5 protein-coding genes and 1 pseudogene are annotated in these 12,167 nt (G+C 73.7%); all 6 read left to right on the forward strand.

Annotation, left to right across the window (positions count from 1 at the left end):
- Window positions 1-21 precede the first annotated feature (21 nt).
- Window positions 22-1,149, forward strand: a complete 1,128-nt coding sequence (locus AOK00_RS07100; protein ID WP_055599456.1) for a glycine amidinotransferase — start codon at window positions 22-24, stop codon at window positions 1,147-1,149.
- A complete protein-coding gene (locus tag AOK00_RS07105) occupies window positions 1,149-8,648 on the forward strand; it encodes a type I polyketide synthase (RefSeq protein ID WP_055599453.1) in 7,500 nt (2,499 codons plus the stop codon). The genes AOK00_RS07100 and AOK00_RS07105 overlap by 1 nt, the downstream gene beginning before the upstream one ends.
- 185 nt (window positions 8,649-8,833) lie before the next feature.
- Entirely contained in the window at window positions 8,834-9,475 is a 642-nt protein-coding gene (locus AOK00_RS07110) for a thioesterase II family protein (RefSeq protein ID WP_367870026.1), read from the forward strand.
- A 45-nt stretch (window positions 9,476-9,520) separates the two neighbouring features.
- On the forward strand, window positions 9,521-9,868 hold the full coding sequence (locus AOK00_RS07115; protein ID WP_063886546.1) for a hypothetical protein: 348 nt from the start codon (window positions 9,521-9,523) through the stop codon (window positions 9,866-9,868).
- 41 nt (window positions 9,869-9,909) lie between these two features.
- Window positions 9,910-10,644, forward strand: a complete 735-nt coding sequence (locus AOK00_RS07120; protein WP_055599455.1) for a flavoprotein — start codon at window positions 9,910-9,912, stop codon at window positions 10,642-10,644.
- Window positions 10,645-10,711: 67 nt separating this feature from the next.
- Window positions 10,712-12,167, forward strand: a pseudogene (locus AOK00_RS07125) (class III lanthionine synthetase LanKC); the annotation flags it as partial.

Here is a 12,167-nt window from a genome sequence, read left to right on the forward strand (position 1 = left end):
GTGACCGAAGACAGCGTGACGATGCCCGTGGTGAACTCCTGGAACGAGTGGGACACCCTGCGGGAGGTCGTGGTCGGCTCCGCCACGGGAGCCTGCTTCGAGCCCACCGAACCCGGAAACCGGCCGCAGGTGCGCGGACCCGGCGACCTGCCCTTCCCGACCGGCCCCAAGTCCGACGAGGCCGTCCATCGCGCCAACGAGCAGCTGGAGGGCCTGGCGGCGGTCCTCGCCGGCCAGGGCGTGACCGTACGGCGCCCTGAGCCGTACGACTTCTCCCGGTCCCTGCGGACCCCCGGCTTCGAGGTCGAGAACCAGTACTGCGCGGTGTGCCCGCGCGACGTGATGATCACCCTGGGGAACGAGATCCTCGAGGCCACCATGTCCCGCCGGGCCCGCTACTTCGAGTACGAGCCCTACCGGAAGCTGGTGTACGGCTACTGGGAGGCGGACCAGCGGGTCGGCTGGACGGTGGCGCCCAAGCCGACGATGGCCGACGCCATGTACCGGCAGGACTTCTGGGAATGGCCCCTGGAAGAGCGGCACGCCCGGATGCACGACTCCGAGTTCTGCGTCACGCAGGACGAGGTGATCTTCGACGCCGCCGACATGAGCCGCTTCGGCCGCGACGTCCTCGTGCAGGAGTCGATGACCACCAACCGGGCCGGCATCCGCTGGCTCGAGCGGACCCTCGAACCCAAGGGCTTCCGCGTCCACGCGGTGCACTTCCCGCTCGACTACTTCCCCTCGCACATCGACTGCACCTTCGTGCCGCTGCGCCCGGGGCTCATCCTGACCAACCCCGAGCGCCCGATCCGCGAGTCCGAGCGCCGCATGTTCACCGAGAACGACTGGAAGCTGGTCGACGCGCCGCAGCCGGTGCTCACCAACGACGACATGCCGCCGTACTGCCAGTCCTCGAAGTGGCTCTCCATGAACGTCCTCAGCGTCTCGCCGGACACGGTGATCTGCGAGGAGCAGGAGAAGCCGCTCCAGGACCTCATGTACTCGCTCGGCTTCGAGGTGCTCACCGTCCCCTTCCGCGACGTCTTCGAGTACGGCGGATCCCTGCACTGCGCCACCTGGGACATCCGCCGGGACGGCACGCGCGAGGACTACTTCCCCTCCCTCTCGTCCCGGCCGGCGGTCTGATGCCCAGCCACTCCTCCGCACGCCCGCCGGCCACCGTCGACGCGCTGGTACGCCGCCACGCCGAAGGCCCGGCGGCCGCCACCGTCGCGATGGAGCACGGCGACCGGCGGGTGACCTACCGCGACCTGGACGCCATGACCCTGCGGGTGGCCGACGCCCTCGGCCGGGCGGGCGTGGGGAGGGGTGACTTCGTCGGCATCCGCCTGGCCCGCTCGCCCCGGGCGGTGGCGGCCGTGCTGGGCGTCCTGCGCGCCGGGGCGGCGTACGTCCCGATCGACGTCGCCGACCCGGTGGAACGGGTCGGGCACGTGATCCGCACGGCGGGCGTCGCCCTGCTGATCACCGACGACGCGGCGGCGGCCGGCGGTCCCTCCGTACCGGCGCTCCGGTTCGACGAGGACTGCCGCCCGCTCGCCGGGGCGGCCACGCTCGCGCCGACCGGCGCGCCCGGAACCGGTCCCGGCACCGGTCCCGCGACCGCCATCGGTCCCGCTACGGGTCCCGACGCGGCGGTCGCCCCCGATACGGCCGCCGCGCCCGCCCTCACCGGTGAGGACATCGCGTACGCCCTCTTCACCTCCGGTTCCACCGGCGCCCCGAAGGGCGCGCTGATGACGCACGGCGCCCTGGTGAACCTGCTGGAGTGGCACGACCGGGCACGGCCGGGAAGCTGCCGCAGCCGCACGGCCCAGGTGTGCTCGCTCAGCTTCGACTTCTCGTTCCACGAGATCTTCTCCACCCTCGCCTTCGGCGGCACCCTCGTGTTCGCGGACGACGAGGTGCGGCGCAACCCGTTCGCGCTCCTCGCCCACCTGGGCGAGCGGCGCGTCGAGCGCCTCTTCCTCCCGGTGCCGCTGCTCGACCAGCTGGCCCAGGCCGCCGCCGGGGAGGACGAGGTGCTCCCGGCGCTGCGCGAGGTCGTCACCACCGGCCAGCAGCTGCGGACGACCCCGCACATCCGCGAGCTGTTCCGCCGCACCGGCGCCCTGCTGCACAACCACTACGGCGCGACCGAGTTCCAGGACGCCACCGCCCACACCCTGGACGGCGACCCCGGCACCTGGCCCGCCGTCGCCCCGGTCGGACGCCCGATCGACGGCGTACGGGTCCGGATCCTCGACGAGGACCTCGCCGAGGTGCCCGCGGGCGAGGAGGGCGAGCTGTGCGTCCTGGGCGCCGGTGTGTCCCCCGGCTACCTCGGCCGGCCCGACCTGACGGCGCGCAGGTTCCTCGACGACCCGGCCGGCGGCGGCCGGCTCTACCGGACCGGCGACCTGGCCCGGATCGGCCAGGACGGCGTGATCGAACTCCGCGGCAGGATCGACACCCAGATCAAGGTCGCCGGGGTGCGGATCGAGGCGGGGGAGATCGAGGCCCTGCTCCTGCAGCACCCGGGCGTGCGGGACGTCGCCGTGCTCGCGCACGAGATCGACGGCCACACCCGGCTCGTCGCCCATGTCGTCCCCGCGCCCGCCCTGCCCGACGCCGGGGCGCCGCGGCTCCTCGACGCCTTCCTCGCGCCGAAGCTGCCGCGGGCGATGATGCCCGAGGCCTACGTGCTGCTGCCCGGGATGCCGCTGACCGCGAGCGGCAAGACCGACCGGGCCCGGCTGACCCCGCCCGAGGTCTTCGAACGGCTCACGGGGGAGGAGGTCGTCGCGCCCCGGAGCACCACCGAACAGGTCCTCGCGGAGGTCTGGAGGTCCGTGCTGAGGCTGGCCGACATCTCCGTCGACGACCGCTTCTTCGACCTGGGGGGCACCTCCCTGCTCCTCGTCCGGGTACGGGCCGAGCTGGCCCGGCGGCTCGGCCGCGACGTCCCCATGGTGGACCTGCTCCAGTACCCGACGATCCGGGCGCACGCCGCCCGGCTGGACGGGGCGGTGGCGGCCGCCGGGACCACCGGGGACGCGCACCTGGCGTACGACGGGCACGGGACCACCGGGGACACCACCGAGGACATCGCCATCATCGGCATGGCGGGCCGCTTCCCCGGCGCGCCGGACGTGGAGACGTTCTGGCACAACCTCCGCCACGGCATCGAGTCCGCGGGACCGCTGTCCGGCGGCGGCGCGGGCCAGCGGGACCCCGGCATCTCCGGGCATCCGGACTTCGTCGCGGCCGGCGCGGTCCTGCCGGACATCGACCTGTTCGACGCCGAGTTCTTCCAGCTGAGCCGGAAGGAGGCGGAGCTCCTCGACCCGCAGCAGCGACTCTTCCTGGAGTGCGCCTGGGAGGCGATGGAGTCCGCCGGACACCCGCCGGGCGGCGCTCCGGCGGACCGCGTCGGCGTCTTCGCGGGCGCCGGCATGAGCACGTACCTCCTCAACAACCTCGCTCCGCACTTCGGTTACGGGCAGGGCAAGGCCCTCACCGAATCCGATCTGGAGCAGTTCCAGCTGAAGCTCGGCAACGACGGCAACTACCTCGCCACCCGGGTGTCGTACGCCCTGAACCTGCGCGGCCCCAGCGTGGGCGTGCAGTCGGCCTGCTCGACCTCCCTGGTCGCGGTCCACCTGGCGTGCCGGAGCCTGATCGACGGTGACAGCGACATGGCGCTCGCGGGCGGCGTGCACGTGGTCGTCCCCCAGGACGCCGGGTACGTCCACGAGGAGGGCATGATCATGTCCGCCGACGGCCACACCCGCACCTTCGACGCCGACGCCACCGGCACCCTGTTCGGCAACGGCTGCGGCATCGTCGTCCTCAAGCGCCTCGCCCGCGCCCGTGCCGACGGCGACCGGGTGATCGCCGTCATCAAGGGCTCCGCCGTCAACAACGACGGCAGCGAGAAGATCAGTTTCACCGCCCCGAGCGTCACCGGCCAGGCCGACGTGGTCCGCACCGCGCTCTCCCGCGCGGGGGTGAAGCCCTCGGAGGTCGGATACGTCGAGGCCCACGGCACCGGTACGGCCCTGGGCGACCCCATCGAACTCGCCTCGCTCGCGGGCGTGTTCGGTACGGCAGCGGGCGACGGAGTCGTCGCCGTCGGCTCGGTCAAGACCAACATCGGGCACCTGGACGAGGCCGCCGGGGTGGCCGGGCTCATCAAGGCCGCCCTGTGCGTACGGGACGGCGTCCTCGTCCCGAGCCTGCACTACCGCGCGCCCAACCCCGAGATCGACTTCGACCGGTCCCCGTTCCGGGTGAGCACCGGGACCACCGCCTGGGAGACGGACGGCGCCCCGCGCACCGCGGGCGTCACCTCGCTCGGCGTGGGCGGCACCAACGCCCATGTCGTCGTCCAGCAGGCCCCGGAGAACATTCCGGCGGATGGTCCCGTTCAGCTCGGCGACAACGCCGATGCCACCGACGCTGATGCCGCCGCCGATGCCCGGCTGCTCGTGCTGAGCGCGCGCGGCGGGCGGGCGCTCGCGGAGCTCTCCGACCGGTACGCCGCTCACCTGGGCGCGGCACCCCGCGACCTCTCCCTCGCGGACGTCTCCTTCACCGCGGCCACGGGCCGCAGGCACTTCCCCTACCGCCGTGCGGTGGTCGCGCGGTCCCCTGCCGACGCCGCCGCACGGCTCCGCGAGCGACCCGGCGGGATCAGCGTCCCGCCGGGCCGCCTCGCCCTCCTCTTCCCGGGGCAGGGTCCCCAGTACGCGGGCATGGGCCGCGAGCTGTACGACCGCGAGCCGGTGTTCCGGGAGGCCCTGGACCGCTGCGACGCACTGCTCCGCGACCGTCTCGAACACCCGCTGCTTTCCGTCGTGTTCGCGGCGGAAGGTGAGCCCCTCGCGGCGGGCGGAGAGTCCTTCGCGGCGGGCGGCGGGCCCGTCGGGATGGCCGGCGGGTCCTCCCCGATCGGGGAGACGCGCTACGCCCAGCCCGCCCTCTTCGCCTTCGAGTACGCGCTCGCGCGGCTCTGGCTCTCCTGGGGCGTACGGCCCGACATCCTGCTCGGACACAGCCACGGCGAGTACGCCGCCGCGTGCCTCGCCGGCGTCCTCTCCCTGGAGGACGCCCTGACCCTGGTCCATGCCAGGGGGCGGCTGATGCAGGCCCTGCCGGAGTCCGGCGCCATGGTCGCCGTCGCCCTGGACGAGGCCTCGGTGGCCGGGCTGCTCGGCCCCCACAGCGCCGTCGCCGTGGTCAACGGGCCCCGCTCCACGGTCATTTCGGGCCGGGTCGACGAGATCGCCGCCGCCTGCGCCGCACTCGCCGAGCGCGGTGTGCGGCACCGGAGGCTGGACATCTCCATCGCCTCGCACTCGCCGCTCATGCGGCCGATGCTGGCCGAGTTCGAGGCGGTCGCGCGCTCGGTGCGCTACCAGGAGCCGCGCGTCCAGATCATCTCCACCGTCACGGGCGCGCCCATCGGGAAGGAGATCGCCGACTGGCGGTACTGGGTCGACCAGATCACCCGGCCGGTGCGCTTCCACGACGCGGCGACCGCCCTGCGGTCGGCCGGCGCCCGCGTACTGCTGGAGATCTCGCCCAAGCCGACGCTGCTCCAGCTCGTCGAGGACCTCTTCGACGAGGGCGACGCGGCGCTCGTCCCCAGCATGCGGGCCGACGGCGGCCACGAGCATCTGCTCGGCGCCCTGGGCGCGCTGTACGAGGCGGGCGTCGACCCCGACTGGGACGCGGTCCTCGGCGGCCGCGACCGGCGGCGCGTGGCCCTGCCGACGTACCCCTGGCAGCGTGAGCGGCACTGGATCGACGCCCCGGCACGGACGGGCGGGCCGGAGCGGGCGGGCCGGCCGGAGCGGGCCGGCGCGGACTTCCTCGGCGCGCGGCTCGGCCTCGCGGGCGGCGGCGGTGTGCGGTTCACCTCGACGGTCGGGGTGGGCACCGTGTCCTGGCTGCGCGACCACCGGGTGTTCGGCTCCGTGGTCATGCCGGGCGTCGCCTTCCAGGAACTCGCCTGCGCGGCGGCCCGCGAGGCCTTCGGGCCGGTCCCCGCCCGGGTGCGGGACTTCCACATCCACCGTGCCCTGGTGTTCCCCGACGAGACCACGCTGCGGCGGATGCAGGTCGTCCTGGCGCCCGATCGGGACGGCACGTACGCCTTTGAGGTCCACTCGACCCTCCTGCCGGCCGACTCCGGCAGCGGGCCGGAGCAGCCCGAGGAGTGGACCCTGCACGCCTCGGGGCAGCTGGAGTCCGGGGCCGCCGAGGAGTCCTCCGTGCCGCCGCCGGCGGCCGATGCCCTCGACGCGCTGCGGACGCGGTTCGCGGACCATCCGCTGCCTCCCGACGAGATCTACCAGCGGGAGCGGGAGCGGGACATCGACCTCGGTCCGCTCTTCCGCGTGACCGACCGGCTGTGGCACCGGGGTTCCGAGGCGCTCTCCCACGTCGCGCTCGGGCCCGCCCTGCGTCCGGAGACGGACCGCCACCGGGTGCACCCCGTGCTCCTGGAGGCGTGCTTCCTCGCGCTGACCGTCACGTACCCGGAGAAGCTGGGCCGGCGGACGTACGTCCCGCTCGGGGTGGACCGCATCCGGATCGAGGGGCATGCCGCGGGCGACGAGGCCTGGTGTCACGCCCGGATCCGGCCCACGGACCAGGACGACCCGGAGACCCTGCGGGCCGACATCGACCTGTGGGCCCCGGACGGCACGCTCCTCCTCGCCCTGGACGGGGTACTGCTCAAGCGCGCGGCGCGCGGGACGATGATCCCCGCGGCCCGTGAGCCCTGGCGGGACTGGCTGTACGAGACCCGCTGGACCCCGACCCGGCTGCCCGCGCCGGCCCGGTCGGCGGGGCGCTGGCTCGTCGTGTCGGACGACCCGCTGGGCGCCGCCCTCGGCGACTTCGCCCGTCTCCACGGGGTCGCGTGCGAGGTGCTGACCGGTGAGGAGGCGGCGAGCACCGCGCCCGAGGAGTACGACCTGGTGGTCCTGTGCGGGCCGTCCGGACCGCGCACGGGGCGCGGGTCCGGTCCCGATCGCGGGTCCGATCCCGACGGTCCCGACGCCGGCCCGGACGCCGATCCCGATCCCGGTCCCGACGCCGGTCCCGGTTCCGCTGCCGGTCCCGGGACCTGGGACGCCGCGGCGGAGGCCGAGACCGGGAGCGCCCGGATGCTCCGGCTCGTCCAGCGCCTCGCCGCCCGTACCGAGGGCGTCCCGCGCTGGTGCCTGGCCACCCAGGGCGCCCGGCCCGTGGGCGGCCGGTCCGTGACCGCGCCCGCCGGGGCGGCGGCGTGGGGCCTCGGCAGGTCGGCGGCGGCCGAACACCCCGATGTACGACACCTCCTGGTCGACCTCGACCCGGCGACGCCCGTCGAGGCGAGGGCCGCGCTGCTGTACGCGGAACTCGCCCAGGTCTGCGCCGCGCGGGAGCAGCCCGAGCACCACCGGGTCGGCTACGTGGGCCACCGCCGGCACGTCGAGGCCCTCGTGCGCGGCACCGCCCCCGCGCGGCCGGAGCCGGACGCGCAGCCGGGCTCCGTGCTGCGCCCCGACGCCGCGTACCTGGTCACCGGCGGCCTCGGCGGCCTCGGTCTGGCGGCGGCCCGCGCGCTGAGCGCCTCGGGTGCCCGGCACCTGGTCCTGCTGGGCCGCACACCGCCGGGCGACGCGGCCCTGCGGGAGATCGAGGCCCTGCGCACCGAGGGCTGCGCCGTCCGTGTCGTCACGGCGGACGTCGCCGACCCGGAGCAGCTCGCCCGGGCCGTGGCGCCGCCGCCCGACGGTCCGGAGCAGCCGCGGCTCGCGGGTGTGCTGCATCTGGCCGGAGTGCTCGACGACGGGGTGCTGCTGCTCCAGTCGCCGGAGCGGCTCCGGCGGGTCATGGCCCCCAAGGCGCGGGGCGCGTGGAACCTGCACGAGCTCACCCGTGACCTGCCGCTGGACTTCTTCGTCCTGTTCTCCTCGGTCTCGGGACTCCTCGGCACCCCGGGGCAGACGACGTACGCGGCGGCCAACGCCTTCCTCGACGGCCTCGCCTCCCACCGGCGCGGACTCGGTCTGCCGGCCCTGTCCGTGCAGTGGGGCTCGTGGTCGGAGACGGGCATGAGCGCGCGGGCCGGTGTCAACGCGAAGCTGGTGTCCCGGGGCGAGGGGATCATCCCGCTCGCGGACGGACTCGCCGCGCTGCTCGGTCTGTTGACCGCGCGGTCCGACGACGGCGTCCTCGCGGTGCTGCCCGCGGACTGGACGCGGTTCGCCGACCGTGACGCCCCGGCGCTGCGCGGCTTCCTGGCGGCGATGCCGGGTGCCGGGCGGGGTCCCGCGGAGAGCGGTGGGTTCCGGGCGACGTTCGACGCGGCGCCCCCAGCGGTGCGCGGGGAACTGCTGCTGGCCCAGGTCCGGGAGCAGGTGGCCCGGGTGCTCGGTGAGACGGCGCCCGACGCGCGGGAGACGGACGACCTGGACGTCTTCGCCCGCGGCCTCGACTCGCTGACGGCGATCGAGCTCAGACGGAACCTGCAGCGCGCCCTGGGGTGCCGGCTGGGCCAGTCGGCCGTGTACGACCACCCGACGGTCGCGGCGCTCGCCGGGCATCTGGGGGAACTGATCGAGGACGACGGGAGCGGTACGCGATGACGAAGCTGGTGTGTCTGCACCACGCGGGGGGCAGTCCCTCGGTCTTCCGCCCGTGGGAGTTGTACGCGCCTCCGGGGATCGAGGTCGTCGCGATCGCCCTCCCGGAGGTGCCGCGGGCGGCGGTGTCGACGGACTCGGGGGCCATGTCGACGGTCCCTGCGGCCGCGTCGACGGACCCGGGGGCCATGTCGGGGGACCCGGGGGTGCCTCCGCGCCGGCAGATCGGCGCGCTGGTCCCGGTTCTCGCGGATCTGGTCCGCGAAGAGGTCGGCGACGAGGATTTCGTGCTCTTCGGGAAGAGTATGGGCGGCCTTCTCGCCTATCTCGTCACCCGGCATTTCGGGGAATGCGGCGGACCGCTGCCGAAGGCACTTGCCGTGGCCAGTTTCGGGGCGCCGCACAGCCCTTGGCGGAATTTCACCGAAGGATATGAGGACGACCGGCGACTCGTGCGATATCTGCACGAGATCGGGAGCATCCCGGACTGGGCCGTCGAGCATCCCGAATGGGTGGCGCCCTACCTCGGGCGGCTCCGCGAGGACGCCCGTATGTGTTCCGAGTTCCGTTTCGAGCCGCAGTCCGGCCCGCTGACCGTGCCGGTGCGGGTCTTCGGCGGGGACCGGGATCCGCTGGTCCCGGTCGAGGCGGTACGCAGGTGGTCGGAGCTCGGCGACGACGTCGAGGTGACGATCCTGCCCGGTGGCCATTTCCTGGTCTCCGAGGACATCGGTCTGCTCAGGCAGTCGGTTTTCGGCCTGGCCTCCGCAATTCGGCCATCGGCTTGTGGTGTCGAGCCCGCCATATGGCGTACCGTGGAGGCAAGTTGACAGTTCCTATACCGAACGCAGACATACCCCAGGAGGCTCACAGGTATGAAGCGAATTTTCGGCCTCGCGGCCATCGTCGCGGGCGGAGTGCTCGCCCTTTTCTTCCCGGATCTCGAATTCGGCTGGTTCAAGGGCCGTCCACTGGGAATCGCCCTCGTCGTCATCGGCGGAATCGAACTCCTGGAGAGCACGCGACGCCGCAAGCCGAAGGGTTTCGTCGAGGAGCTGCGCGACGACCTCGGCCTCGGTTCGCGGAACCGCGACAGGGACGAGGACCGGGGCGGGAGCCGCGGCAGGGACCGTGAGCGGGACCAGGACCGGGAGATGGTGCGGGAGTTCGACCAGGAGGTGGAGCGTGAGGCGCGGAAGTACCGCGACTACCCGGACCTCTGACTCCCGCGGGGACAGCAACACGAACGGGGAGTGACCAAGCGATGCCGGAGTTCGGCACCATCGGATTCGACAAGAGCGAAGAGGCCCGGTCGAGGCGGGCGAAAGTGTTCCTCGTGGCCACGGGCACGCTGTCCACGGCGCATCTGCCCTTCTGGCTCAACTGGCTCTCGTCCAACCGTCCCCACTACGAGGTGACGATCGGGCTGACCGACTCGGCCGGGAAGTTCGTGAGCGCCCCGGCGCTCGCCGCGATCACCGGCTCCCCGGTGGTCGGCAACACCTGGGACACGGCGGACGGCCTGCGGCCGGTCCACACGCGCATCGCCGCCGACTACGACGGCCTCCTGGTGTTCCCGGCCTCCGTCGCCTTCACCTCGGCCCTGGCCGCGGCCTCCGGCGCCTCGCCGTTCCACCTGGCCGCGCTCGGTACGGCGGCGCCGGTCGTGCTCGCCCCCACATTCCCGCCCCGGGTGGCCGACAACCCGCTGGTCGCCGACGTGTTCCGCAGACTGGGCTCCGTACCGAACTACCACGTCGTCGAGCCCCGTAAGGGGACGAGCCGTTCGACCGGCGCCGAGACGGACGTGACCGCGCCCCTGTGGGACGTGATCGCGGCGTTCGAGGCGGCACGCCAGGCCCCCGCGCCGGGCGAGGCCCAGGCACCGGCCCCCGCGCCGGCACCGGCCCCCGCCTCGGGCGCGGCCCAGGCACCGGACGACGCCCCCGCGCCGGCGGCGGACACCACCGTGACCGCACCGGTACCCGTATCCGCCTGACACCCCGCCCGACGCCCACCGGTGGCCGGGCCGTTCAGACAGCGACGCTCAACAAGAGGCCGAGCACATGGACTACTTCTATTACACGTTCGCCGACCCCGACGCGTACGACGACATAGGCCGCTGGAAGGCCGACCCGCGGGACCCGCGGTTCGACCGGATACGCAGCGGCCTGACCGCCGTCCCCCACACCGAGGGCTGGCACTACGCCCAGCACGGGATCTGGACGGTCTGCCGTCCCGGCCCCGAGCCGGTGCGCGGTCAGGGCTGGAAGATCCATGTGGCGGTGACGCCGGAGACCTTCGCCCCGCTCGTCGACGTCGTCTCCGCCTTCTGCTACGAGCGCGGTGTCCCCTTCAAGTTCCTCGCGCGCCACGAGTACGCGTGGCTGATCAACGCCAAGTACGCGCCGCGCCCGGTCAGCGGGAAGGGCGTCGTCCTCTACCCGGCCGACGAGGAGCAGTCCGTCGCCCTGGCCACCGAGCTGACGGCCCTTCTGGAGCCCTGGCAGGGCCCGCGGGTCCTGTCCGACCTGCGCCTCGCCGAGGGCGTGGTCCACGTCCGGTACGGGGCCTACACCCGCCGCTACTGCCGCGGCGCCGACGGCAAGGTCACCTTCGCGCTCGAAGACCCGGAAGGCCGTCTCGTCCCGGACCGCAGGGCCGTGCCGTTCCGCGCTCCGTCGTTCGTCAGCGTGCCCGAGGCCTTCACCGCCCCGGCGTCCGTGCCGGACGGCCCCGTGCCCCCGTACCGGATCGACAAGACGCTGCACTTCTCCAACAGCGGTGGCGTGTACCTCGCGACGCACAAGGAGACCGGCGGCCAGGTCGTCCTGAAGGAAGCGCGCCCGATGGCGGGCCACGACCTGATCGGCGGCGACGCCGTCGAGCGGGCCCGTCAGGAGTACGCCGCCCTGCGCAGGTTCGCCGACCTTCCGGCGGTGCCCGCCGCCCACGAGCAGTTCACCTGGCAGGGCCACCTGTTCACGGTGATGGAGTACGTCCGTGGCACCACGCTCCTGGAGTGGTGCGCCGCCAAGCAGCCCTACCTGCTGCGCCCCGACCCGACGGCGCCGCCCACCGCGGCGGACATCCGGGAGTACCGCGAGCAGCTCGACACCGTCCTTCCCCAGGTCCGCGCCTTCCTGTCGGCGCTGTGGGAGCGGGGCCACGTCTTCGGCGACGTGCATCCGGGCAACGTCATCGTGACCCCGGACCTGGAGGTCAGGTTCATCGACCTGGAGGCGTGCATCGAGGAGGACGCCCCGCGTCCCTTCCCCGGCGCCCCCGGGTTCAACGACTACACCCGCACCGGCCGGGCGGCGGACGAGTACGCCCTCGGCATGCTGGAGCTGTCCTGCTACCTGCCGCTCACCCATCTCGTACGGATGGACGCGGCGAAGCTCCCCCTCCTGGTGGCCACCAGCGTCGAGCGCTACGGCCTCCCGGCGGAGTGGGCCGAGCGGATCATGCGCCTCTGCGCCCCCGTCGACGCCTCGCCCGCCCCCGTCGACACCACGGCTC

This window comes from Streptomyces aureus (genome assembly GCF_001418135.1).
In the GTDB taxonomy this organism is placed as follows: Bacteria; Actinomycetota; Actinomycetes; order Streptomycetales; family Streptomycetaceae; genus Streptomyces; species Streptomyces aureus_A.

Coding starts and splice junctions, on each gene's coding strand:
- AOK00_RS07115 (WP_063886546.1), top strand. CDS start 9,521: ATGAAGCGAATTTTCGGCCTCGCGGCCATCGTCGCGGGCGGAGTGCTC.
- AOK00_RS07120 (WP_055599455.1), top strand. CDS start 9,910: ATGCCGGAGTTCGGCACCATCGGATTCGACAAGAGCGAAGAGGCCCGG.
- AOK00_RS07105 (WP_055599453.1), top strand. CDS start 1,149: ATGCCCAGCCACTCCTCCGCACGCCCGCCGGCCACCGTCGACGCGCTG.
- AOK00_RS07100 (WP_055599456.1), top strand. CDS start 22: ATGCCCGTGGTGAACTCCTGGAACGAGTGGGACACCCTGCGGGAGGTC.
- AOK00_RS07110 (WP_367870026.1), top strand. CDS start 8,834: ATGTCGGGGGACCCGGGGGTGCCTCCGCGCCGGCAGATCGGCGCGCTG.